General features: G+C 71.1%; 18 protein-coding genes and 1 rRNA gene (1 of these 19 cut by a window edge). 14 read left to right on the top strand and 5 right to left on the bottom strand.

The genetic code is table 11. From position 1 onward, the window contains the following. Nucleotides 1-129 precede the first annotated feature (129 nt). Both ACE101_RS12435 and ACE101_RS12430 read left to right on the top strand, forming a co-directional pair. Nucleotides 130-336: a hypothetical protein gene (locus ACE101_RS12435; RefSeq protein ID WP_379129696.1), complete on the top strand. Its 207-nt coding sequence runs from the start codon at nucleotides 130-132 to the stop codon at nucleotides 334-336. Between the two features lie 177 nt (nucleotides 337-513). Then, nucleotides 514-735, top strand: a complete 222-nt coding sequence (locus ACE101_RS12430) for a hypothetical protein (protein ID WP_379129694.1) — start codon at nucleotides 514-516, stop codon at nucleotides 733-735. Between the two features lie 786 nt (nucleotides 736-1,521). Here ACE101_RS12430 and ACE101_RS12425 read toward each other — a convergent pair. From ACE101_RS12425 to ACE101_RS12405, 5 genes are all read right to left on the bottom strand, one after another. Further along, complete coding sequence (locus ACE101_RS12425) at nucleotides 1,522-1,764, bottom strand: DUF6894 family protein (protein ID WP_379129692.1); 243 nt, start codon at nucleotides 1,762-1,764, stop codon at nucleotides 1,522-1,524. Between the two features lie 693 nt (nucleotides 1,765-2,457). Then, nucleotides 2,458-3,300: an EamA family transporter gene (locus tag ACE101_RS12420; RefSeq protein WP_379129689.1), complete on the bottom strand. Its 843-nt coding sequence runs from the start codon at nucleotides 3,298-3,300 to the stop codon at nucleotides 2,458-2,460. Then, nucleotides 3,297-5,723 (bottom strand): GcvT family protein, encoded by a 2,427-nt coding sequence (locus ACE101_RS12415; protein ID WP_379129686.1) that lies wholly within the window; start codon nucleotides 5,721-5,723, stop codon nucleotides 3,297-3,299. Before ACE101_RS12415 ends, ACE101_RS12420 begins: the two co-directional genes overlap by 4 nt. A 79-nt stretch (nucleotides 5,724-5,802) precedes the next feature. Continuing rightward, nucleotides 5,803-6,609 carry a DeoR/GlpR family DNA-binding transcription regulator gene (locus ACE101_RS12410; protein WP_379129685.1) on the bottom strand — a complete coding sequence of 269 codons (807 nt, stop codon included), beginning with the start codon at nucleotides 6,607-6,609 and terminating at the stop codon, nucleotides 5,803-5,805. Beyond that, a complete protein-coding gene (locus tag ACE101_RS12405; protein ID WP_379129683.1) occupies nucleotides 6,606-7,514 on the bottom strand; it encodes a LysR substrate-binding domain-containing protein in 909 nt (302 codons plus the stop codon). The genes ACE101_RS12410 and ACE101_RS12405 overlap by 4 nt, the downstream gene beginning before the upstream one ends. A 123-nt stretch (nucleotides 7,515-7,637) precedes the next feature. On the opposite strand from ACE101_RS12405, the gene ACE101_RS12400 reads away from it, so the two are divergent. The 12 genes from ACE101_RS12400 to ACE101_RS12345 form a co-directional block, all read left to right on the top strand. After that, nucleotides 7,638-8,747, top strand: a complete 1,110-nt coding sequence (locus ACE101_RS12400) for a 2-aminoethylphosphonate--pyruvate transaminase (RefSeq protein WP_379129681.1) — start codon at nucleotides 7,638-7,640, stop codon at nucleotides 8,745-8,747. Nucleotides 8,748-8,769: 22 nt separating this feature from the next. Next, on the top strand, nucleotides 8,770-9,597 hold the full coding sequence (phnX, locus tag ACE101_RS12395; protein WP_379129679.1) for a phosphonoacetaldehyde hydrolase: 828 nt from the start codon (nucleotides 8,770-8,772) through the stop codon (nucleotides 9,595-9,597). 226 nt (nucleotides 9,598-9,823) lie between these two features. Next, nucleotides 9,824-10,840, top strand: coding sequence for a putative 2-aminoethylphosphonate ABC transporter substrate-binding protein (locus ACE101_RS12390; protein ID WP_379129676.1), 1,017 nt, complete (start codon nucleotides 9,824-9,826; stop codon nucleotides 10,838-10,840). 149 nt (nucleotides 10,841-10,989) lie between these two features. Next, the gene (locus ACE101_RS12385; RefSeq protein WP_379129674.1) at nucleotides 10,990-12,090 is read left to right on the top strand and encodes a putative 2-aminoethylphosphonate ABC transporter ATP-binding protein; all 1,101 of its coding nucleotides are present in this window, start codon (nucleotides 10,990-10,992) and stop codon (nucleotides 12,088-12,090) included. 17 nt (nucleotides 12,091-12,107) lie between these two features. Continuing rightward, nucleotides 12,108-13,835, top strand: coding sequence for a putative 2-aminoethylphosphonate ABC transporter permease subunit (locus ACE101_RS12380; RefSeq protein WP_379129671.1), 1,728 nt, complete (start codon nucleotides 12,108-12,110; stop codon nucleotides 13,833-13,835). Beyond that, nucleotides 13,832-15,199, top strand: coding sequence for a (R)-1-hydroxy-2-aminoethylphosphonate ammonia-lyase (gene pbfA / locus ACE101_RS12375; protein ID WP_379129668.1), 1,368 nt, complete (start codon nucleotides 13,832-13,834; stop codon nucleotides 15,197-15,199). The genes ACE101_RS12380 and pbfA overlap by 4 nt, the downstream gene beginning before the upstream one ends. Continuing rightward, the gene (locus ACE101_RS12370) at nucleotides 15,196-16,893 is read left to right on the top strand and encodes a Na/Pi cotransporter family protein (RefSeq protein WP_379129665.1); all 1,698 of its coding nucleotides are present in this window, start codon (nucleotides 15,196-15,198) and stop codon (nucleotides 16,891-16,893) included. Before pbfA ends, ACE101_RS12370 begins: the two co-directional genes overlap by 4 nt. Before the next feature lie 384 nt (nucleotides 16,894-17,277). After that, nucleotides 17,278-18,792 carry an FAD-binding oxidoreductase gene (locus ACE101_RS12365; RefSeq protein WP_379129662.1) on the top strand — a complete coding sequence of 505 codons (1,515 nt, stop codon included), beginning with the start codon at nucleotides 17,278-17,280 and terminating at the stop codon, nucleotides 18,790-18,792. 4 nt (nucleotides 18,793-18,796) lie between these two features. After that, nucleotides 18,797-19,714 carry a hypothetical protein gene (locus ACE101_RS12360; protein WP_379129659.1) on the top strand — a complete coding sequence of 306 codons (918 nt, stop codon included), beginning with the start codon at nucleotides 18,797-18,799 and terminating at the stop codon, nucleotides 19,712-19,714. Between the two features lie 6 nt (nucleotides 19,715-19,720). Next, nucleotides 19,721-21,124 carry a diguanylate cyclase gene (locus tag ACE101_RS12355; protein WP_379129656.1) on the top strand — a complete coding sequence of 468 codons (1,404 nt, stop codon included), beginning with the start codon at nucleotides 19,721-19,723 and terminating at the stop codon, nucleotides 21,122-21,124. Between the two features lie 207 nt (nucleotides 21,125-21,331). Continuing rightward, nucleotides 21,332-22,204 carry a formyltetrahydrofolate deformylase gene (gene purU / locus ACE101_RS12350; protein WP_379129653.1) on the top strand — a complete coding sequence of 291 codons (873 nt, stop codon included), beginning with the start codon at nucleotides 21,332-21,334 and terminating at the stop codon, nucleotides 22,202-22,204. 514 nt (nucleotides 22,205-22,718) lie between these two features. After that, nucleotides 22,719-23,682: ribosomal RNA gene (locus ACE101_RS12345) — 16S ribosomal RNA — on the top strand (it continues 520 nt past the right edge of the window).

Below are 23,682 nucleotides of genomic sequence, written 5' to 3'. Positions count from 1 at the left end.
GCCGGAGAAGCGCGGACGGCATCTTGCCCGATACTCCGTCGGAGCCACGCGGCGCGTGCCGCAACCATGTTGCCGCCGGCCGCGGGCGCGCCCTATCTTCCCTTGGGTGCCCTGCCCGCGAGGCCGCTGATGTCGTGCCGCCACCATTCCGCCGCCGTCTCCGACGCCCAGATCCTCTCGGTCCCGTCCGCGGTGTGGAAGTGGCGCCGCTGGCCGCAGCGCCTGCCGGTGCCGGCCAACGATAACCGCCTGCCGGCCACCGGCCTCCCGGGCCTGAGAGCGGCCGGCGAGGCCCTGCTGCGCGTCACCATGATGGTTCTCGGCCTCGCCCTCTGAGGGCCGGCCCCCCGCACTGCGCCCTCGGTGCGGGATGTGGCGCGATCGGGCCGGCGAATCCGTGGAGTGGACCGCCCGGCCTCGACAAAAGTTAATGACGATTGAAGGCGATCCCCAGCAGAGTCCTTTTTGTCGGGAGAATGACCAATCTCAGGCGACCCGATAGGGAGGGAGAGTGTGCAGATTGCCAATCTTGATGCGCCTGCTGACTTGACCGTGTGGTGCGTCGGGCCGCGATCATCCAAAGCTGTTGAGCCCGTCGCATTCACAACATTGAGAGCAGCGCTCAGCGAGGCGCAAAAAGTCCTCACGATGCCGGGCTTGGCGCCCTGGATCACGACCTCGGACGGGCTCATTCTGACCCCCGCCTGGCTCGCCGCCTACGCCCGCCAGCCGTGAGCGGTTCTGCGCGGCGGGCCAGGACCGCGACCAAGGCCGCGCCCGCGGCCGCGCGCGCTCGGCTCCTCGCTTCCGTCGCAGGCTTCCATGGCGAAGCCGCCTGCGCGTCCCGAAGCCTGCTGACCCGGATCTCCTGAACCTCCGCGCGCGACAGCGGGGCGCGGATTCGCGCGCCCGACGCCCGGCATGCGCTCCGCCGGCGGCGGACTCCCTCCCCTCTGATGTCGGTGATCCGGAACGACGCCGCCCGAGGCGGATGCGGGCCCTGCCTCGACGGGCTCCGACATGAACGCGCCGCCGGACGAGGCGCGGCGTCGTCCTCGCCCCGCTTGGAGATGCGCACGCCGCGATGCGTGGACATCGGGCCGGGCGTCAGCCCCGCGCCGCGATCAGTGGACGCGCGAGCCGGCCCGCAACCATCGCAGCAAGAGGACGATCATCGCGGTCCCTCCCCGCGCGCGAGCAGGCTTCGAACGAGCGCCCTGCCGGTCCGGCCGAGCCTGCGTCGATCGGGATCTCGGCCGGTGAGGCTTTGGCGTGCCACGACGAATCCAGCCCGGCGCCGCGCCCGCCTCGGTCGAAACGGGGGCGGCTCTCAGGTCCGATCCCGCGCGCTCTGACGCCGAACCAGCCTCCATCTCGGCACGGAACACGCTGAGCCGGGTCGCGGTGGCAGGCCAACGCCGCACCCGTCTCGCTCGTCGATGAATCCCTGCGTCTTGGCGGAGGACCGGGCGGCACCGGTCCGAACCCTGCCTTGAGCGGGCGCAGGCCGCGCCCGCCCGATCAGCCGACCGGAATGGTCGCCAGCACCGTCTCGGTATCCATGCGGATGACGAGCCGCCACCCCTCTTCGAGCCCGGCGAGTTCGCCGGCAACGCCCATCTCGTCCAACGCGGCTTCGGCTTGCTCCAACGCGTCGGCCAGATCCTCGGCCTCAACGCCTTCCTCGTCGCGGATGGTGGTGAATCCATCAGTGAGGTCGAAGTAGAAGCGTTGTGCCACGTAGCCCCTCACGGTACGGATCACGGGGCTAGCCTGGAGCGGTCTCCCTACGTAGTCAACCACAGGCCCTCCCTGACTTACGTCAAACGCGACTTACTTTCTTTGTGCGCAATCAGCCCTAGCACAGCGGTTGGCGCCCAGTTGTTGTTCTTTTGGATGGGTGGTAGCCTACTAGTAGGTAGGTCGCGATATGCGAAACCGCACCGACACGCATCACCGATATGGCGTAGTCCGATGATCTGACGAGAGCAACCGCACTCGATCTTGGAGGCCGGAGCCATGCTTGTGTTTTCAAGAATTCAGATTGATCGCGATCGAGAAGAGCCTCCCGAGCAGAATGAAAAGATCCGGGACCATATTGCAAAGATTATTCACAAGCTGATTGTCGCGAAAAATCATAAAAGAGCGCAGTAAGACGGCGTTCGTCAGCCACGTGGGGATTTGAGCTGATTTCCGGATCGCCACACGTCGGGTCACACAACCGAAACGAAGCCTGACCTGCGCGCGGACGCGCCCCGCAAGGGGCGTCGACAGGGCTCGCCGTGACCCGTGGCCGGGACTGAACGGGCGATGAGCCGGCGCATATCCATGACGGCCGGGCTTGCCGACCCGGATCCTCGTGCGTTCAGCGCGACCGGCCGGTCGTCCGGGCGGCGCGGGATCGGGGCCCGGCCTCATCCGAAAAGGCTAGGCGGCCGGGCTACCGCATTCTTTCGGTCAGGTCAGCCGCATGGCCGCGATGCCGGCGATGATCACCAGCGCGGCGGCGGCGCGGGCGGGGAGCAGCGGCTCCTTCAGCACCGTGACGGCGATCAGCGTGGCGAAGAGGACGCTGCTCTCGCGCGTCGCGGCCACGAGCGGGATCGGCGCCACGGTCATCGCCCAGATCGCGATCCAGTAGGAGCCGAGGGAGAACAGGCCGCCGAGGAGGCCCGGCCCCGCCGCCGCGCGCATGGGCGCCAGCGCGGCACGGCCGCGGCGCCAGAGCACGAAGGCGAGGAGCGGGACGCCATCCACCACGAACAGGGCCGCCGAATAGGCGTGGGCGCTCCCCGCCACGCGGGCGCCGATGCCGTCGACCAGGGTGTAGCCGCTGATCAGCGCTGCCGTGACCGCCGCCGAGGCCAGCGCCCGCGGCTGCGGCCCGCCCGCCCGCCCGCGGCTGAAGGCCATGAGCGCGATGCCGCCGCACAGGATTCCGATTCCGGCGATGGCCTGCGGCGCCACCGGCTCGCGCAGCACCGCGACCGTGACGATCGTGGTGAGGAGCGGGGCGCTGCCGCGAGCGATCGGATAGACCTGCCCCATATCGGCGTGCCGGTAGGCATCGGTCAGGGCGATGTAATAGCCGAGATGCAGCAGGATCGAGCCGAGGAGCCAGGGCCAGGCCGCGACGGGCGGCAGCCCGGTGAGCGCCAGGGCCGGCAGGGCGATCACGCCCGCCGAGGCGGTGATCAGCGCCATGGTCAGGATCGGTTCGAGGCGCAGCTTCACCAGCGCGTTCCAGGCCGCGTGCATGAAGGCGGCGGCGAGCACCGCCGCGAAGACCGGCAGGCTCATGCGGCGCGTCCCGGGCGATCCGCGGCGCCGAAGGGCGCGAGGCCGAGCCGGGCCGGCACGCGGCGCCCCGCCACCTCGATGGCGATGCGTCCGGCGAGGAGGGCCGGGGTCGCGGGCTCGGAGAGCCGGCCGATGGCCACGAGGTCGCCGTAGGGCTCGGCGAGGGCCGCCGAGGTGACGGTGCCGACCGGGCGCCCCTCCGCCAGGATCAGCTCGCCGCCCCAGGCCATCAGGTCGTCCGGCAGGTCGGCGAGGAGGGTCACCAGCCGGCGCCCGGGCGCTGCATCGCACAGCGCCTCGCGGCCGACGAAGGCGGGCTTGGAGAGAGCGACCGCGTGCCCGAGCCCGGCCTCCGCCGGGGTCAGGTCGGGACCGGTGTCGCGCCCCCAGGCCGGATGCCCGAGGGCGATGCGGGCCGCTTCGACCGCGTAGAGCCCGACATCGCGCAGGCCGAACGGCGCGCCCGCCGCCTGGAGCGTGTCGTAGACCCCCGCCGCGAATTCGGTGGGCACGAGGAGTTCGTAGCCGTCCGTGCCCGCATAGGCCCGCCGCACCGCCTGGAGCGTCGCGGGACCGACATCGATCTCGCGCATCGCCTCCAGAGCGAGGTCCGCGACCGGGGCGCGGCTCACCCGGGCGAGCAGATCCGGCGCCCGCGGCCCCGCCAGCGCCAGCACCGCGAAGGCCGAGGTCACGTCGGTGATCACCGCATGGGCCTCGGCCGGGATGCGCCCGCGCAGGAGATGCAGGTCGCGGACGGTCTGGCCCGAGCCGGTGACGATCAGGAAGGCGTCCGCGGCGAGGCGCGCCACCGTCACCTCGCTCGCGATCCCGCCGCGGGCGTTGAGGATCGGGCTGTAGCGGGTCTGGCCGACGGGCAGCGCGAGGTCGGCCGCGCAGGCCGCCTGCAGCACCGCGAGGGCGTCGCGCCCCTGGACGAGGAGCTTGCCGAGGCTCGTCATGTCGACGAGCCCGACCCCCTCGCGCAGGGCCCGCTGCTCGGCCGCGACCGCCTCGGACCACGCGCCGCGGCCGAAGCCGGGGCTCAGCCCCTCCCGGGCGAGCCGCGCGTCGAACAGGTTCGGGCGCTCCCAGCCCATCTTGGCGCCGAACACCGCGCCCTTGGCGGCGAGGCGGTCGTGCAGGGGCGAGCGGCGCAGGAAGCGGGCGGATTCGAGCTCCCGGTTCGGCCAGGGCATGGCGTAGTGCAGGCCCAGCACCTCCTTCACCCGGTCGTGCAGGAAGGCCGGATTGGCGTGGAAGCGGCCGAAGCGGCGGATGTCCACCGCCCAGAGGTCGTCGGTGGGCTCGCCCGCGACGATCCATTCCGCCAGCGCCCGGCCCGCGCCGCCGCCGAGCGCGATGCCCGCCGAGTTGAAGCCCGCCGCCACGTAGACGCCCGCGCAGTCGGGCGCCGGCCCGAGCAGGCAGTTGTTGTCCGGCGTGAAGCTCTCCGGGCCGTTGAGGAACAGCTTGACCGGCGCGCGCTCCAGGGCCGGCACCCGCCGGATCGCGTTCTCCATCAGGATCTCGAACTGCTCCCAGTCGTCGGGCAGGAGTTGGAAGGCGAAATCCTCCGGGATGCCGTCCATGCCCCAGGGCTTGGCCTGCGGCTCGAACCCGCCCATGACGAGGCCGCCCACCTCCTCCTTGAAGTAGATGTAGCCGTCCGGGTCGCGCATCACCGGCAGGTCCGGGGTGACGCCGGGGATCGCCTCGGTGACGACGTACATGTGCTCGGCGGAATGCAGCGGCACGGTCACGCCGCACAGGGCGCCCACCTGCCGCGACCATTGCCCGGCGGCGATCACCACGGTCTCGCAGGCGATCCGGCCGCGATCCGTCACCACCGCGGCGGCCCGGCCGGACACGGTCTCGATGGCGCGCAGCCGGGTCCGCTCGAACAGGCGCGCCCCGCCGGCCCGCGCCCCGCGGGCGAGCGCCGCGGTGACGTCGGAGGGGTTGGCCTTGCCGTCCCCCGGCAGCCAGACCGCGCCGAGGAGGTCGTCGCGACGCATCGGCGCCCAGAGCCGCCCGGCCTCCTCCGGGGACAGGGGCTCGATCTCGACCCCCTGCCCGCGCGCGAGGGCGATGTTGCGGGCGAGCACCGTCATCCGCTCGGGCGTGCGCGCCACGGTGAGCGAGCCGCAGCGTTTCCAGCCGGTGGCCTGCCCGGTCTCGGCTTCGAGCCGGGCGTAGAGTTCCGTCGAGTAGCGGATCATCCGCGTCAGGCCCGCCTGCTGGCGCAGCTGCCCGACGAGGCCGGCGGCGTGCCATGTGGTGCCGCTCGACAGGCGGTCCTGCTCCACGAGCACCACGTCCCGCTCGCCCAGGCCGGCGAGGTGATAGGCGATCGACGTGCCGACGATCCCGCCGCCGATGATCACGATGCGCGCCTGGGTGGGAAAGTCTGAACCGGCCATCGGATGGGGTCTCCCGCGACCCTCAGGGCCTTAGCGGAGAATCGCCGGAAGTCGCAACAAAAAACCACAAAAAGCCACATCACCCGGCGACGATCACCTCAAGCCCGCGGCGGGCCAGCGCCTCCGCCATCGGCGCGGGCGGGGCCGCGTCGACGATCAGGCCGGTCCCGGGCGGGATCGGCTGCAGGCGGATCGGGGTGAGGCGGCCGAACTTGCTGCGATCGGCCACGATGTAGGCCCGCGAGGCCAGGGCCAGCATGCGCACGCGCAGGGCGGTGGGCAGCAGCGCGAAATCGGTGACGTCGCCCGTGGGCGAGAGCCCCCCGGCCCCCACGAAGGCGAGGTCGGCCCGGAAGCGCGCCAAGGCCTCGACGGCCTCGGTCCCGAAGGCGGCCTCGTCGGCCGCGTTCACCTCGCCGCCGAGCAGGTGGAGGCGGATGCCGGGCACCCGGCAGAGCGCCACCGCCACCGGCAGGCTGTTGGTGCAGACCGTGAGCCCGGTGAAGGCGCGGCGCTCCGGGGCGAGCGGGTCGGCGCCCGCGAGCGCCGTCGCGATGGCGAGCGTGGTGGCGCCCGAATCGAGCAGCACCACCATCCCGTCCTCGACGAGGCGGGCGGCCGCCCGGCCGATCGCCGCCTTGCCCCGCGGGTTGTCGCCCCGGCGCACGGCGAGCGCCGGCTCGTCGGCCCGGCGCGTGGCGCCGCCATGCACGATGGCGAGATGGCCGCGCTCGGCGAGGAGCTTGAGGTCGCGCCGGATCGTCTCGCGCGAGACGGCGAAGTGCCGGGCCATCGCCTCGACGCTCACCGTGCCGTCGGCGGCGAGCTGGCGCAGGATCTCGTCGTGGCGGCGCGCCGCCAGCGCGCGGGGCTCGCGGGCCGTCATGGCCGGCCCGGCGCCGCGTCGGCCATGACGGCGTCGGCCGCCACCGCGTCAGCCGCCGCGAGATCGAACACCGCCCGGATCAGCCGCAGCTGGCGCCGCCGGGCGAGGCAGGCGATGGAATGCCGGTTGACGAGGTCCGGCCCCTCGATCGGCAGCGCGCGGATGCGCGCGTCCGCCCCGCATTCGAGCGAGGAGACGATGCCGATGCCGAGGCCCGCCGCGGCGGCCTCGATCACCGCCTCGCGGCTGTCGAGTTCCATCAGCACCGAGGGCCTCACCCCGCCCCGGCGACAGGCGGCGTCGAAGGTCCTGCGGGTCACCGAGGTCGGCTCGCGCAGCACCATCGCGGCGCCCTCCAGAGCGGGAAGCGCGATCGCCGGCCCGGCCGCGAGGGCGTGGTCGCGGGCCATCACCGCGCAGAGGCGCGAGGTGGCGATGTCGGTCACGAACAGGTCGGGATGCGGCTCGGCCTCGGTGATGACGCCGATGCTCGCCCGCTCGGCGAGCAGCGCCTCCCGGGTCTCGGCGGCGTTGCCGAGGCTCAGGCTCACGGTGATGCCCGGGTAGCGCGCGCGCAGGCGCGCCAGGAGCGGCATCACGATGTGGGGCGAATCCACCGCGATCTCGATCCGGCCGCTGAGGAGGGCACGGTTGGCCAGCAGCAGGTCCTCGGCCTGCTCCACGAGGCCGAACAGGGGGCGCGTCAGGGCGGCCAGCGCCTCGCCCTCCGGCGTCAGCTCGGCGCTGCGCGGCGTGCGGCGGAACAGCACGAGGTCGTAGCGCTCCTCCAGCGCCTTGATGTGCCCGGTCACCGCCGGCTGGGTGATGCACAGGCGCTTGGCCGCCCGGGTGAAGCTGCCCTCCCGCGAGACCGCGTCGAAGGCGCGGAGCTGGAACAGGTTCATGGCGTCCCATAGGTCCGGCTGATGGCGAGCATCATGACAACCGATTTGATCTGATGGCTCGGCCGAACGCAAGATCCGCCCATCCCGCAGCGCCCCGGCGCTCCGCCCCCGGCCGAGACGACCATGACCGCATCCGCTCCGATCCTCCTGACGCCCGGCCCGCTGACCACCTCCGCGCGCACCCGCGCCGCGATGCTCACCGACTGGGGCTCCTGGGACGGGAGCTTCAACGCGCTCACCGCCCGGGTCTGCGACGCGCTCGTCGGCATCGCGGGGGGCACCGGCAGCCACAGCTGCGTGCCGCTCCAGGGCAGCGGCACCTTCGCGGTCGAGGCGGCGGTCGGCAGCTTCGTGCCCCGCACCGGCAAGGTGCTGGTCCTCGTCAACGGCGCCTACGGCAAGCGCCTGGCGACGATCTGCGAGCGGCTCGGGCGCGCCTTCACGGTCTACGAGACCGACGACGACGTCCCGACGACGCCGGAGGCGGTGGACGGGCTCCTCGCCGCGGATCCGGCCATCACCCATGTGGGGCTGATCCACTGCGAGACCTCGACGGGCATCCTCAATCCGCTGGAGGCGATCGCCGCCGTGGTGGCCGCCCGCGGCCGGCGCCTGATCGTGGACGCGATGAGTTCCTTCGGCGCGCTGCCGATCGACGCGGCGCGGGTGCCCTTCGAGGCGCTGATCGCGGCCTCCGGCAAGTGCCTGGAGGGGGTGCCGGGGATGGGCTTCGTGATCGCCCGCACCGAGGCGCTCCTCGCCGCCGAGGGCAACACCGCCTCGCTCGCCCTCGATCTGCGCGACCAGCACCTCTACATGCAGCGCACCGGGCAGTGGCGCTTCACCCCGCCGACCCACGTGGTGGCGGCCCTCGACGCGGCGTTGGCGCAGTACGACGAGGAGGGCGGCCTGCCCGCCCGCCACGCCCGCTACGCGGCGAATTGCGAGGCCCTGATCGGCGGCATGACCGGGCTCGGCCTGCGCTCCTTCCTGGCGCCCGAGATCCAGGCGCCGATCATCGTCACCTTCCACGCCCCGCGCGACGGCCGCTACCGCTTCCCCGACTTCTACCGGGCGGTGCGGGCCAAGGGCTTCATCCTCTACCCGGGCAAGCTCACCAAGCTCGAGACCTTCCGGGTCGGCTGCATCGGCGCGGTGACGCCCGCCGACATGGAGCGCGCCGTCGCGGCGGTGGCCGAGACGTTCCGCGAATTGCGCATCGAGACCCTCTGACCCGCCGCCGAGGACGAATCCCATGCCCTACGAGACACCCCGCAAGCTCCAGGCGGCGATCCTGGACTGGGCCGGGACGGTGGTCGATTTCGGCTCCTTCGCCCCGACCCAGATCTTCGTCGAGGCCTTCGCCGAGTTCGGCGTGGCGGTGAGTCTCGCGGAAGCCCGCGGCCCGATGGGCATGGGCAAGTGGGACCACATCCGCACCCTCTGCAACGATCCCGGCATCGCGGCGCGCTTCGCGGAGCGGTTCGGGCGCGCGCCCACGGATGCCGACGTCACCGCGATCTACGAGCGCTTCATGCCGCTCCAGATCGAGAAGATCGGCGCGCACTCGGCCCTGATCCCCGGCGCGCTCGACGCCATCGCGGCCCTGCGGGCGCGCGGGATGAAGATCGGCTCCTGCTCGGGCTACCCGGCCCGGGTGATGGAGCGGGTGGTGGCGCTCGCCCGCCGGAACGGCTACGTGGTCGACCACGTCGTCGCCACCGACGAGGTGCCGAACGGCCGGCCCTGGCCCGCCCAGGCGCTCGCCAACGTGATCGCGCTCGGCATCGACGACGTCGCCGCCTGCGTGAAGGTGGACGATACCGTGCCGGGCATCCTCGAAGGGCGCCGGGCCGGGATGTGGACCGTGGCGCTGACCTGCTCGGGCAACGCGCTCGGCCTCACCCACGCGGCGTTCCGGGCCCTGCCGCCCGAGCGTCTCACCGCGGAGCGGGCGCGCATCGGCGCGCTCTTCGCCGACAGCCGCCCGCACTTCCTCATCGACACCATCGCCGACCTCCCCGCCGTCATCGAGGACATCGAGGGCCTGCTCGCCGCCGGCCGCATGCCGCAATCCTGCTGATCGCGGCCGGCCGTCGCGGGCCGGCCGGGACCCGCACCGCGATCGTCCCGACAGATCGAACCTGGCGGGCGGTCGCGGACGCGCGCGTATTGATCAGTATATTACGCCCAACAAATAAGCACTCTCTGCGAAAACAAGTTTCTTGCCCCGCGATCGGATTGTCATTCTACTGTCTTGATACAAGCTTTTAACGAATCCATTCCAGAACGAATGCGGAGTCCCGGACATGAAGTTTCTCGGTATCCTTGCGGCTGCTCTGATGCTCGCGGGATCGGCGGCTGAGGCGGCGGAGCGCACCAAGCTCACCATCTACACCGCCCTGGAGAACGACCAGCTCGCCCCCTTCAAGGCCGGCATCGAGAAGGCGGTGCCCGAGGCCGAGGTGGTCTGGGTGCGCGACTCGACGGGCGTCATCACCGCCCGCTTCCTCGCCGAGAAGGACAATCCGCGCGCCGACCTCGTGATCGGGCTCGCGGCCTCGAGCCTGCTGATGTTCGAGAAGGCCGGCCTCCTCGCCGCCTACACGCCGAAGGGCATCGAGGCCCTGAAGCCCGCCTTCCGCGATCCGACCGCGCCCTATAGCTGGACCGGCATGGACGCCTATCTCGGGGTCGTCTGCTTCAACACCGCCGAGGCCGGCCGCGACGGGATCAGGACGCCCGCGCGCTGGGCCGACCTCACCGACCCGGCCCTCAAGGGCAAGGTCGTGATGCCCCACCCGGCCTCCTCGGGCACCGGCTACCTGATGGTGGCGGGCTGGCTCCAGAGCATGGGCGAGGAGGCGGGCTGGGCCTTCATGGACAAGCTGCACGAGAACATCGCCGCCTATCTGCATTCGGGCTCGGCGCCCTGCGTGCAGGCGGCCCGCGGCGAGCGGGTGGCGGGGCTCGCCCTCGACATGCGCGGCGCCTCCGAGAAGACCAAGGGCGCGCCGATCGCGGTGATCGTGCCGGCGGACGGCACCGGCTGGGAGGAGGAGGCCTTCGCGGTGGTCGCCGCCTCCAAGCACCAGGACCTCGCCCGCAAGGTCGCCGACTGGGGCGCCAGCAGGGCCGCGAACGAGATCTACGCGAAGAGCTACGCCATCGTTGCCTATCCGGGCGTCGCCAGCACGCCGCCGAACTATCCGGCCAATGCCGAGGCCGGGATGATCAAGAACGACCTCGCCTGGATGGCCGAGAACCGCGAACGCATCCTCGCCGAATGGTCGCGCCGCTACGAGGCCAAGGCCGCCAAGAAGTAGGGCGGGCTTGGAACTTGAGCGCATTTCCCTTCTCCCACCCGGGCGAGGGGATCCCGCGCGCCACCTCCACGCGCCCGTCCAGCACGAAGGCCGCGAAAGAACTGGCGCGGGACTGGCTTCCGCTTCCCCGGACTGACGAGGACGCCACCATGACGGGCGCGAATTCCCCCAACACCTTCCTGGCGATCGAAGGCCTGTCGAAGCGCTTCGGCCCGTTCCAGGCCCTGGCGGGAATCGACCTCGCCATCGCCAGGGGCGAGTTCGTCTGCTTCCTCGGCCCCTCGGGCTGCGGCAAGACCACCCTGCTGCGGATGATCGCCGGGCTCGACCGGCAGGATACCGGCCGCATCCGGCTCGGCGGCGTCGACGTCTCGACCGCGCCGCCCGCCGAGCGCGACTTCGGCATCGTGTTCCAGTCCTACGCCCTGTTCCCGAACCTCACGGTGGCCGAGAACGTGGCCTACGGCCTCGTCAACCGGCGCATGAAGCGGGACCGGATCCGGGCGCGGGCGGCCGAGCTCCTCGCCCTCGTCGGCCTCGACGACCAGGCGCGCAAATATCCGGTGCAGCTCTCGGGCGGCCAGCAGCAGCGGGTGGCGCTCGCCCGCGCGCTCGCCACCTCGCCCTCGCTCCTCCTCCTCGACGAGCCCCTTTCGGCCCTCGACGCCAAGGTGCGCGTCCGCCTGCGCGAGGAGATCCGCCAGCTCCAGAAGCGGCTCGGCATCACCACCATCATGGTCACCCACGACCAGGAGGAGGCCCTCGCCATGGCCGACCGGGTCGTGGTGATGAGGAGCGGCGGCATCGAGCAGGTCGGCACGCCCCAGGAGATCTACCGGGCGCCCGCCACCGCCTTCGTCGCCGATTTCATCGGGGCGATGACCTTCCTCGACGCCACCGTCTCGGCGGAGGGCGCCCTGCGGGTCGGCGCGGTCGATCTCGTCTGCGAGGGCGGGCGCGGCTTCGTGCCCGGGAGCCCGGTCCGCCTCGGCTTCCGGCCGGAGGAGATCCGCGTCGGCAACGTCGCGCCCACCGACGTCAACGCCGTCGAGGTCAGGGTGCGCAGCCTCGAATTCCTCGGCTCCTTCTACCGGGCCCGGCTGGAGCCGAGCCGCGACCTCGGCGGGCCGCTCGTCGCCGACGTCTCGGCGAACCTGCGCGGCGATCTCGGCCTCGCCGAGGGGCAATACCTGCATGTCAGCCTGCCGCCGGGGGCCCTGAAGGCCTTCCCGGTCGCGCCCGCCGCCTGAGGGCCCGGAGGATGGCCATGACCGAGACCGCGACCCTGCCCCTGCCCCTGCCGCGGGACGCCGCCCGTCCCGCCCGCCGCGTGCCGGAGGCCGCCATCGCCGCGGCTCTGGTCGCGGGCCTCTGCGGCCTCCTCCTCCTGATCATCGCGCTCCCCCTCGGCACGCTGCTGCTCAAGAGCCTGGAGGCACCCGCGGGCGGCTTCGCGGGCCTCGACAACTTCCGCACCTATTTCGGCACGCCGACCCTCGTCGGCGCGCTCCTCAACAGCCTGACCATCGCTGGGCTGACGGTGCTCGTCGTGGTGCCCCTCGCCTTCGGCTACGCTTACGCGCTCACCCGCACCCGCGTGGCGGGCAAGGGCCTGCTCCTCGCCGCGGCGCTGCTGCCGATCTTCGCCCCCTCGCTCCTGTCGGGCATCGCGCTCACCTACATCCTGGGCAACCAGGGCCTCCTGCGCGGGCTCCTCCTCGGCCACTCGGTCTACGGGCCGATCGGCATCGTCGTTGCCGAATGCCTCTACGCCTTCCCGCACGCGCTCATCATCCTGGTGACGGCCCTGTCCCTGGCGGACGGGCGCCTCTACGAGGCCGCCGCCGCCATGGGCACCCCCCGCTGGCGCGTCTTCGCCACCGTGACCCTGCCGGGCGCCCGCTACGGCATCGTCAGCGCCGCCTTCGTGGTCTTCACCCTCGTCGTCACGGATTTCGGCATCCCGAAGGTGATCGGCGGGCAATATTCCGTGCTCGCCACCGATGCCTACCGGCAGGTGGTGGGCCAGCAGAACTTCCCGATGGGCGCGGTGGTCGGCCTCCTGATGCTAGTGCCGGCGATCCTCGCCTTCGGGGTCGACCGGCTGGTGCAGCGGCGCCAATCCGCGCTGCTCTCGGCCCGCTCGGTCCCGTACGCGCCGGCAGAGCGCCCCGCCCGCGACCGGCTGGCGCTCGCCTATGCGGGCCTCCTCGCCGGCCTCATCGTGGCGGCCTACGGGGTTGCGGTCTGGGCCTCCTTCATCCGCTACTGGCCCTACAACCTCGCCCTGACCCTCGACCACTACGATTTCGCCGCCACCGACGCGGATGGCTGGGCCCCCTACCGGAACTCCCTGGCGATGGCGCTCGCGGTGGCGGTCGTCGGCACGGTCGTGGTGTTCACCGGCGCCTACCTGATCGAGCGGCTGAAGGCGTTTCGCCTCGGGCGGGGGCTGGCGCAGCTCCTCGCCATGCTGCCGCTGGCGGTGCCGGGCCTCGTGCTCGGCCTCGGCTACGTGTTCTTCTTCAACGCGCCCTGGAACCCGCTGAACGCCCTCTACGGCAGCCTCGCGCTGCTCGCCGTCAACACGCTCGCCCATTACTACACGGTCGCCCACGTCACCGCGACCACCGCCATCAAGCAGATCGACCCCGAATTCGAGGCGGTCTCGGCCTCGCTCCAGGTGCCGTTCTGGCAGACCCTGCGGCGGGTCACCCTGCCGATCTGCCTGCCGACCGTGCTCGAACTCGCCGTCTACCTGTTCGTCAACGCCATGACGACGGTCTCGGCGGTGATCTTCCTGTACGGCCCCGACACCAAGCTCGCCTCCGTCGCCATCGTGCACATGGACGAGGCCGGCACCACCGCCTCCGCCGCCGCCATGGCGAGCGTGATCATGGCGACCGCGCTCGGCGCCCGCCTGTGCCTCGCCCTCGCCAACCGCCTGCTCGTCACCCGCCTGCAGGGCTGGCGCCGCCGGGAGACCCTCGCATGACGGGCATCGCCGAATCCGAGGGCGACACCAACCGCACCGACCGGCGCGCCGCCTGGCAGGCGCGCCGGCTCGACGGCCCGACCCGCGACCTCCTCGCCCGCGACGCGGCGGCCTTCCTGCACCAGTCGGTCTCGACCCCCTGCCTCAACGGCATCGTCCGCGCCGAGGGCATCTGGATCGAGGACACGGCCGGGCGACGCACCATGGATTTCCACGGCAACAACGTCCACCACGTCGGCTACGGGCATCCGCGCCTCAAGCGGGCCATCGCCGCGCAGATGGATGCCCTGCCCTTCGCGCCGCGCCGCTACGCCTGCGAGACGGCGCTGGCGCTCGCCGAGACGCTGGGGCGGATCACGCCGGGCCCCCTTGCCAAGGTGCTGTTCACCACCGGCGGCTCGGACGCGATCGAGGTCGCCGTGAAGGTCGCCCGCGCGGCCACCGGCCGCCACAAGACCCTGTCGTTCTGGGACGCCTTCCACGGCGCGGGCACCGGCGCCTCCGCGCTGTCGGGCGAGATGCTGTTCCGCTCCGGCCCCGCCGGTCCGCTGGTGGCCGGCGCCCTGCACGTGGCGCCCTTCGGCGGCTATCGCTGCCCCTACGGCACCGACAGCGCGGCGGCGAGCGGCCGGGCCTGCGCCCGGATGATCGACTACGTGCTGACCCGCGACCGGGACGTCGCCGCCCTCGTGGCCGAGCCGACCCGGGCGGTGCCCTACCTGCCGCCGCCGGGCTTCTGGGCCGAGGTGCGGGCGATCTGCGACCGCCACGGCGTGCTCCTGATCTTCGACGAGATCCCGACCGGGCTCGGCAAGACCGGCCGGATGTTCTCCTGCGAGCATGACGGCGTCGCGCCCGACATCCTGGTGCTCGGCAAGGGGCTCGGCGGGGGCATCCTGCCCATCGCCGCCGTGGTGGCGGATCCGCGCCTCGACGTCGGCGGCGACTGGGCCTTCGGCCACTACACGCACGAGAAGAACCCGGTCACCGCCCGCGCCGCCCTGGAGACGATCGCGATCATCGAGGAGGAGGGCCTCGTCGAGAACGCGGCGGCGGTCGGCGCCTACGCCCTGGAGCGGCTGGAGGACATGAAGGCGCGGCTGCCCGCCATCGGCGACGTGCGCGGGCGCGGCTGCCTGCTCGGCATCGAACTCGTGCGCGACCGCGACTCCCGCGAGCCCGATCCCGACCTCGCCGAGGCGGTGCTCTACCGGGCCCTCGATGCGGGGCTCTCGTTCAAGACCACCATGGGCAACGTGCTGACCCTGACGCCCCCGCTCATCGTCACCCGGGAGCAGATGGACGCGGCGCTGGTTGTCCTCGCGGGGGCCATCGCGGAGGCGGGCGCGGCGCGGGATCCATGACTGGGACGATCGTTCTTCTCGACCTCGCCGGCTTCGTCGCGCTGCTGCTCTGGGGCATCCACATGATCCGCACCGGCGTCCAGCGCGCCTGGGGAGCGGATCTGCGCCGCTGGCTCGGGGAGAACCTGCACCACCCGCTCAAGGCCTTCCTGGCCGGGCTCGGCGTGACCCTGCTCCTCCAGAGCAGCACCGCCACCGGCATGATGGCGACCGCCTTCGTGTCGGGCGGGCTGATCGCCCTGGTGCCGGCGCTGGCCGTGATGCTCGGCGCCAATGTCGGCACGGCGCTCATCGTCAAGGCCCTGTCCTTCGACGTCGCCAAGGCCGCGCCGGTGCTGATCCTGGTGGGCGCCGTCGCCTTCGGGCGGGCCGGGGGGGCCAAGGGCCGGGCCCTCGGGCGCATCGCCATCGGGCTCGGCCTCGTCCTCCTCGCCCTGTTCCACCTCGTGGAGACGCTGGCGCCCCTCGGCGACGCGCCGGGGATGCAGGTCCTGCTCGGCGCGCTCTCCGCCGATCCGGTGATCGCCCTGCTGCTCGCCGCGCTCTTCGCCTGGGCCGCGCATTCGAGCGTCGCGGTGGTGCTCGTGGTCGCCGCGCTCGCCCAGCAGGGCATCGTGCCGCTCGCCACCGCGCTCGCCCTCGTGCTCGGCGCCAATCTCGGCAGCGCGGTCAACCCGCTGGTGGCCTGCCGGGAGACGGCGGGCCGGCGCGTCGCCCTCGGCAACCTCCTGCTGCGGCTCGCGGGCTGCGCCCTCGCCCTGCCCTGGCTCGCCCCGGCCGCCTCCGGCCTGTCCCTGGTGGCGCAGACCCCGCGCGAGGCCGTGGCCGATCTCCACGTGCTGTTCAACCTCGTCCTCGCCCTCGCCGGCCTGCCCCTGCTGCACCCGCTGGCCCGGCTGCTGCACCGGCTGCTGCCGGACCGGGAGGAGCCCGGCGCCGTCCCGGCCCTGACCTTCGAGGCCGGCCTCGCCGCGGCGCCGGCCGTCGCGCTGGGCCTCGCCTCCCGCCACGCCCTGCGCATGGCCGACGACCTGGAGACGATGCTGCGCGACGCCGCGCGCCTGCTCCGCGGCGAGGAGACCCAGGAGCGGATCCGCCTCGGGGAGCGCAGCCTGGAGCAGACGGGCGGGCAGGTGCAGCGCTTCCTCGCCGGGCTCGATCCCGGGGCCCTGGCCGAGGCCGAGGAGCGGCGCCACGCCACCCTGGTGAGCTTCACGATCCAGATCGGGCATGCGGGCGACGTGCTCGCCCGCACCCTCGCCCCGCAGATCGTCCGGCGGCGCAAGCTCGCGGCGGAGGGGGAGGGCACGGTCGATCTCCACGACCTCCTCGGCCGGCTGACGGCCAACCTGCGCACGGCCGCCGCCCTCCTCGTGACCGAGGACGGCCCCGCCGCCCGGCTTCTCGCCAGCGAGAAGCGCCGCTTCCGGGCCCTGGAGGACGAGCGCATCGCCGCCCACGTCGCCTCCCTGCGCGGCGGACCGGCCGACGCCGCCTCGCGGGGGATCGACCTCGATCTCCTGCGCGACTGCAAGCGGATCAACGACCACATCGTGGCCGCCGCCGCCTACCCGATCCTGCGCAGCAGCGGCGACCTGCTCGACAGCCGCCTGCGCACGGCGAAGTCGGAGGGCTCCGCCCGCAGACCATCCGAGTTCCGGCCGCAGACCGGGACCGCGGGCCCGAGCGCGTGAGCGCCGGCGATCGACAATATTCAAGCAGAACTTCAGGCTGAACAATTTCCAGCATTGCCGACGATGACGAGATCGCGGCAATTCAGAAGCCGGTTCGCCGTGCGTCGCCACCCGGGCAAGAGGTCCGAATGCCTTGCCGCTCGATCGGGCTGGACTGGGCGTCGCGGCCTGAACCGAGCCGCTCGGCCGATATTCTCGGATCAGCGCGCTCCGGTTCGGCAGCCGTCGCACCTTTCTCCAGCAATCATGCGCGGCATCCTCCCGATCGACGAGACGAACCCGGCTTAGGTGGCTCGTCGTCGCCGTCCTCGGGCGCATGGCTTAACGTAATCTTGAACACCCCGCCCCAACTTGTCCGCGCTCATGTTGGTTGGGAGCGGAACGATGGGTCTGAGTCGACGGCGCCTCTTGCAGGTCGGTGCAGCGGCAGCCGTGGGAGCCGGCGATCCGCTCCCGGGCCTCGCGGCCGCCTCCGGCCGGTCGGGCTCGTTCGACCGGGACCTGAAGGCCCTGGCGAGCGACCTGCGCGGCCGGATCGTCCTCCCGGGCGATCCCGGCTACGCCTATGCGGCCTGGCCCAACAACGCCCGCTGGGCGGATGTCCATCCGCGGGCGATCGTGATGTGCGCCAGCGAGAGCGACGTGCGCGCCTGCATCACGCTGGCGCGCGAGACCGGGATTCCCTTCGCGATCCGCTCCGGCGGCCACAACTACGCGGGCTTCTCGACCACGGACGGGCTGCTCATCGACGTGAAGGCGATGAACGGCGTCACCATCGACGCGAAGAACGGCCTCGTCACCGCCGCCGCCGGCACCAGCAACCAGGACATGGCCGATGCCCTGCGGGGCACCGGCTTCGCGGTTCCGAGCGGGCGCTGCCCGACGGTGGGGACGAGCGGCCTCGTTCTCGGCGGCGGCTGGGGCTTCGCGGCGACCAAGGCCGGCCTCACCTGCGACAGCCTCGTCTCGACCGCGGTGGTGACCGCCGATGCCCGGACGCGGGTGGCGCAGGACGGGCCGGGAGGCACCGACGACCTGTTCTGGGCGGCGCGGGGCGGCGGCGGCGGGAATTTCGGCGTCCACACCGCCTTCACCTTCCGGCTGCACGAGGTGAGCGACGTCACCACCTTCAACATCGTCTGGCCGGCGGAGCGGCAGGTCGAGCTGATGCTCGCGCTGCAGGCGATCCAGCTCGGCAACCCCACCACCCTCTCGACCCGCACCAAGGTGGCGCCGGCCCGGGCGGGCGTGCCGACGCGGGGCGACCTCAAGGTGCAGACCTACGGCCTCTACTGGGGATCGCCCGCCGCGTTGCGGGAGGTGATGGCGCCGGCCTTCACCCTCGCCGCGCCGGGGGTCGCCGAGATCACCGGGATGAGCTACTGGGCCGCCCGCGACTACCTCGTCACCGACGATCCGCTGGGCATGTACGACATCCGCTCGCGCTACGTGGAGCGGGGCCTCAGCGGCGAGGCCCTGGAGACCATGCTGACCTGGATGACGCGCTGGCCGGGCGGATCGGTGCGCCAGGACAACATGGGCATCCTGTTCGCCATCGGCGGCAAGGTGAAGGAGAAGCGGCCGACCGACACCGCCTACGTCCACCGGCAGGCGGATTTCATCTTCGAGATGGAGACCGCCTGGGGCGCCATCGACACGCCGGAGGTCGTCGCCCGCCAGCTCGCTTGGCTGGCGGAATATTTCGAGGCCATGCAGCGCTTCGTGATCCCGCAATCCTACGTGAACTTCCCGAGCCGCGACCTGCCGAACTGGAAGCTCGCCTATTACGGCGAGAACCTGCCGCGCCTCTGCGCCGTCAAGCGCAAGTACGATCCGGACAACCTGTTCCGCTTCCCGCAGAGCATTCCGCTCTCGGACCTGTCGAGCGCGGCCGAGTAGCGCCATGCGGTGGATCCGACCTGTCCGGCGGCGCGGCGGGCGCGGGCTGCGCATCCTCGTCCTCGCGGCGCTCGCCGCCGCCCCGGTGGCCCGCGCGCAGGGCCAGGCGACCGCGGGGGATGGCGGCCAGGACGTCGACGCGGCGGCGAGCAAGGACGTGACCTGGGCGGTCTACGACGCGGCGCCCTTCATGATCACGGCGGGACCCGACCGCGAGCAGGGTGTGTTCGACCAGATCCGCCACTTCCTCGACGCACGGCTGAAGGGCATCACCTACCGCACCGTCTCGGCTCCGTTCCCGCGCATCGTGAGCGCGCTCAAGGACGGGGCGCCCTGGTGCTTCATCGGCGGCGTCAGGACGCTCGAGCGGGAATCCTTCGCCTATTTCTCGCTGCCGGTGGCGATGTTCTACCCGCTGCGGATCATCGTGCGGGCCGATCGGCGGGCGCGGTTCGACGCGCTCGGCCCGCTGTCCCTGCGCGACCTGCTGGTAGAGCATCCCGAATTGCGCACCAGCACCCTGCGCAACCGGGCCCTGACCCCGGCGCTGGATGCCCTGTTCCATCAGCACCCGGCCCGGCAGGTGCATTCGGACTTCCGCGAAGCCTTCCTGATGCTGCAGAGCGACCGCCTCGACTACCTGGTGGATTACGCCAATATCGGCGCCTACTACGCCCGGGAATTCGGCAGCGAGGAGGCGTTCGTCGGGCTGCCCTTCGCGGAGAGCCCGGAGCCCGTCTTCTCCCGCGTGATGTGCGCCCGGACCCCCTGGGGCCGGGCGCTGGTGGAACGGGTCGACGCCATCCTGCGCGTCGAGCGGTCCACGCCCGAATACCGGCGCATCGTCGGCGCATGGTCGGGTCCGGAGGATCTGACGAAGATCCAGGCGGTCTACGACGGCGTCTTCCTGACGAGCGAGTGACCCCGGATGCCGCCGCGGCCCAGCTCATCCCCGACGGCCGACCACGCCCAGGATCACGGCGGGTCCGAGCGTGCGCGCGGCCGTGTGCTGGCCGTGCGGCTGATGCGGGTGATGTTCGGCTGCTATCTGGTGGTCGCCGTCGCGCTCACCGCCGTCCAGATGGCGGTCGAGTACCGCTTCGCGAGCCAGCGCCTGACCGACGACGTGGCGGCGCTCCAGCGCACCTTCAGCCCCGGCATCGAGGACGCCATGTGGCGCTTCAACACCGAGGTGCTGACCGGGATCCTGACCGGCATGAAGGAGATCCCGGTCGTCGTCGGCGTCGAGATCCGCAACGAACGCGGGACCCGCGTGCAGGCGATCGGGACCATCAGCGACGCGGCCGGGCAGGCGTGGCATGTCGGCGCCAGGGGAGATCTCACCGCGGCCACGCACGATTTCGGCACGCCCTTCAGCCGCACCTTCGATCTCGTGCATGTCGACCAGAACGGCGTCCGCTACCCGGTCGGCTCCTGGACGGTCTACTCGAACGACAGCATCGCCATCAATCAGGTCAAGAACACCCTCATCATCATCCTGATCAACTCCACGATCAAGTCGCTGATGCTGTGGCTGATCTTCTCGTTCGTGATCGGCCGGATGATCGGTCGGCCGCTGGCGCGGATCAGCACCTTCATGCGCGAGCTCGATGCGGAGAATCTCGGCACGCAGCCGCTGGTGATCGAGGCGGAGGGCCGTCACGAGCTGCACGCGCTCGCCACCACCCTCAACACCATGGTCCACCGCCTGCGCCGCGCCTTCGAGGACAACGCGGCCCTGCTCAACGACCTGCGCGAGATGAACGCGACGCTGCAGAGCCGGGTGAGCGAGCGGACGCGGGAGCTGGAGGTGCTGGCCAAGACCGATCTGCTGACGGGCCTGTTCAACCGCCGCAAGCTCGACGAGGCGCTCGACGCGGAGATCGCGCGGTCCTGCCGGGAGCGGAGCACGGTGTCCGTCATCGTCGGCGACGTGGACCACTTCAAGTCGATCAACGACCGCCACGGCCACAAGGCCGGCGACGCCGTGCTGGTGGCCTTCGCGGAGGTCCTGCGCGCGGGCGGGCGGCCCGGCGACACCCTGGGGCGCTGGGGCGGCGAGGAATTCATGCTGATCTGCCCGGGCACCGATCTCGCCACCGCGGCGGGTCTGGCGGAGGGGCTGCGCCGGCGCATCGAGACGACGGCGCTGCCGATCGTCGGCATGCGGACCTGCTCCTTCGGCGTCGCCGCGTGGCAGGAGGGCGAGGGCGCCGACGCGCTCGTGACGCGGGCCGACACGGCGCTCTACCGGAGCAAGCGCAACGGCCGCAACCGCGTCGAGACGAGTCCCCCTTCGCCGCGCGGGGACGGAACCCAGGACGCCGCCTGACCGGGATCGCCGGATCGCAGCGGTCCGGGGGAGCGTCAGGGGCACCGCCTCGCGCTCCGGACAGATCCGGCATCCCGCCGCGGCACCCGCGCAGATGTACAACGGACCGTGGCAGCGGCTAGTGAGCAGCCACGACGCTGACGCAGAGGCCCCCGGCGCAGCCGGCCCGGCCGCCATGCGCCCATCGATGGGCAAGAGGAGATCCCGTTGCAGAGCCGACCGGACACGACCGCGCACCGCTACATCCTGTTGCTCTCCTGTCCGGACGTGGCGGGGATCGTGCTGCAGGTCTCCTCGTTCATCTTCGAGAAGGGTGGCAACATCGTCGAGGCCGGGCAATTCGAGGACGAGGCGAGCGGCCGGTTCTTCATGCGCGTCGAGTTCACGGCAGCGGCCGCGGTCGAGGCGCTGCGGGAGGCCTTCGCCCCGGTGGCGGAGCGGTTCTCGATGACGTGGCTCCTGCGCGACCGCGCCCTGCGCAAGAAGGTCCTGCTGCTCGTCTCGAAGTTCGACCACTGCCTCGCCGACCTGCTCTATCAGCAGCGCATCGGCGAACTCGACATGGAGGTGGTCGGGATCATCGGCAACCATCCGCGCGAGGCGCTCAGCATCACGCTGCCGGACGGCGTCCCCTACCATCATCTGCCGATCACGCGGGACACGAAGGCCGAGCAGGAGGCGCGGATCCGCGGCCTCATCGCCGGGACGGGGGCCGATCTCGTGGTGCTCGCGCGCTACATGCAGATCCTCTCGAACGCCCTCGCGGCGGCGCTGTCCGGGCGGTGCATCAACATCCACCACAGCTTCCTGCCCGGGTTCAAGGGCGCCAAGCCCTACCATCAGGCGCATGCGCGGGGCGTGAAGCTGATCGGCGCGACCGCGCATTTCGTGACCGCGGATCTCGACGAGGGCCCGATCATCGAACAGGACGTGGAGCGCGTCTCGCACCGCGACACGCCCGACGACCTCGTCCGCAAGGGCCGCGACATCGAGCGGCGCGTGCTGTCGCGCGCGGTGCGCCTGTTCCTCCAGGACCGGGTGCTGATCAACGGCGAGCGCACGGTCGTCTTCCACGGCTGAGGCCGCGGAGCCGGCCGGCACGCCTTGAAAGCCCCCGCCCTCGCCCCCATCTGAGGTCGGGCGCCGCGGCCATGGCCGGGCCCTCCCCTCCCCCGCCGCGACCGGAAGCGCATGCCCCAGCCGGGGACGATCGCGCGTCGTGCGGTTCGGGGCGGTTGACAGGGTTTGGTGAGCCGCCTATACGGGCGCCTCCTTCGGCGGGGCCACAGCAATGCGGACCTAAAGCCGAAGACGAAAAAAGGTTAGAAAAAATGAACTTGCCAGCTTCCGGTGCTTCGGTATAGAAGACGGCAAGTTCTGAAGACGGGAACTTCCGGTGAAGACCGGATCTGCTCTTTGACAAGTTGATCGGAGAAAGAGAAGCGTGGACGGCGCAGTCCTTGCGGCTGGGGCTTTGAGCCCTGGCGGAGAAGGATAGCGCTTGGTCTGACGTTTCTCAGGAGCTCACCGGGTCGGGGAAACCTGATCTGAGTGTGCCCTGTCAATGTTGTGATCGAGTGCCTGATCAGCTCTTCAACTTGAGAGTTTGATCCTGGCTCAGAGCGAACGCTGGCGGCAGGCTTAACACATGCAAGTCGAGCGGGCCCTTCGGGGTCAGCGGCAGACGGGTGAGTAACACGTGGGAACGTACCCTTTGGTTCGGAATAACTCAGGGAAACTTGAGCTAATACCGGATACGCCCTTTTGGGGAAAGGTTTATCTGCCGAAGGATCGGCCCGCGTCTGATTAGCTTGTTGGTGAGGTAACGGCTCACCAAGGCGACGATCAGTAGCTGGTCTGAGAGGATGATCAGCCACACTGGGACTGAGACACGGCCCAGACTCCTACGGGAGGCAGCAGTGGGGAATATTGGACAATGGGCGCAAGCCTGATCCAGCCATGCCGCGTGAGTGATGACGGCCTTAGGGTTGTAAAGCTCTTTTATCCGGGACGATAATGACGGTACCGGAGGAATAAGCCCCGGCTAACTTCGTGCCAGCAGCCGCGGTAATACGAAGGGGGCTAGCGTTGCTCGGAATCACTGGGCGTAAAGGGCGCGTAGGCGGCTTGCCAAGTCGGGGGTGAAAGCCCGTGGCTCAACCACGGAATGGCCTTCGATACTGGCAGGCTTGAGACCGGAAGAGGACAGCGGAACTGCGAGTGTAGAGGTGAAATTCGTAGATATTCGCAAGAACACCAGTGGCGAAGGCGGCTGTCTGGTCCGGTTCTGACGCTGAGGCGCGAAAGCGTGGGGAGCAAACAGGATTAGATACCCTGGTAGTCCACGCTGTAAACGATGAATGCTAGCCGTTGGGGTGCATGCACCTCAGTGGCGCCGCTAACGCATTAAGCATTCCGCCTGGGGAGTACGGTCGCAAGATTAAAACTCAAAGGAATTGACGGGGGCCCGCACAAGCGGTGGAGCATGTGGTTTAATTCGAAGCAACGCGCAGAACCTTACCATCCCTTGACATGGCGTGCTATGGGGAGAGATCTCC

It is taken from the genome of Methylobacterium carpenticola (assembly GCF_042748905.1).
GTDB classification, from domain to species: domain Bacteria; phylum Pseudomonadota; class Alphaproteobacteria; order Rhizobiales; family Beijerinckiaceae; genus Methylobacterium; species Methylobacterium carpenticola.
Note: the sequence above shows the minus strand (reverse complement) of the source record. Positions and strands in the feature narration are given on the sequence as shown.

Coding starts and splice junctions, on each gene's coding strand:
- pbfA (WP_379129668.1), top strand. CDS start 13,832: ATGACGGGCATCGCCGAATCCGAGGGCGACACCAACCGCACCGACCGG.
- ACE101_RS12435 (WP_379129696.1), top strand. CDS start 130: ATGTCGTGCCGCCACCATTCCGCCGCCGTCTCCGACGCCCAGATCCTC.
- ACE101_RS12370 (WP_379129665.1), top strand. CDS start 15,196: ATGACTGGGACGATCGTTCTTCTCGACCTCGCCGGCTTCGTCGCGCTG.
- ACE101_RS12400 (WP_379129681.1), top strand. CDS start 7,638: ATGACCGCATCCGCTCCGATCCTCCTGACGCCCGGCCCGCTGACCACC.
- ACE101_RS12390 (WP_379129676.1), top strand. CDS start 9,824: ATGAAGTTTCTCGGTATCCTTGCGGCTGCTCTGATGCTCGCGGGATCG.
- ACE101_RS12405 (WP_379129683.1), bottom strand. CDS start 7,514: ATGAACCTGTTCCAGCTCCGCGCCTTCGACGCGGTCTCGCGGGAGGGC.
- ACE101_RS12365 (WP_379129662.1), top strand. CDS start 17,278: ATGGGTCTGAGTCGACGGCGCCTCTTGCAGGTCGGTGCAGCGGCAGCC.
- ACE101_RS12385 (WP_379129674.1), top strand. CDS start 10,990: ATGACGGGCGCGAATTCCCCCAACACCTTCCTGGCGATCGAAGGCCTG.
- ACE101_RS12420 (WP_379129689.1), bottom strand. CDS start 3,300: ATGAGCCTGCCGGTCTTCGCGGCGGTGCTCGCCGCCGCCTTCATGCAC.
- ACE101_RS12415 (WP_379129686.1), bottom strand. CDS start 5,723: ATGGCCGGTTCAGACTTTCCCACCCAGGCGCGCATCGTGATCATCGGC.
- ACE101_RS12355 (WP_379129656.1), top strand. CDS start 19,721: ATGCCGCCGCGGCCCAGCTCATCCCCGACGGCCGACCACGCCCAGGAT.
- ACE101_RS12410 (WP_379129685.1), bottom strand. CDS start 6,609: ATGACGGCCCGCGAGCCCCGCGCGCTGGCGGCGCGCCGCCACGACGAG.
- phnX (WP_379129679.1), top strand. CDS start 8,770: ATGCCCTACGAGACACCCCGCAAGCTCCAGGCGGCGATCCTGGACTGG.
- ACE101_RS12380 (WP_379129671.1), top strand. CDS start 12,108: ATGACCGAGACCGCGACCCTGCCCCTGCCCCTGCCGCGGGACGCCGCC.
- ACE101_RS12360 (WP_379129659.1), top strand. CDS start 18,797: ATGCGGTGGATCCGACCTGTCCGGCGGCGCGGCGGGCGCGGGCTGCGC.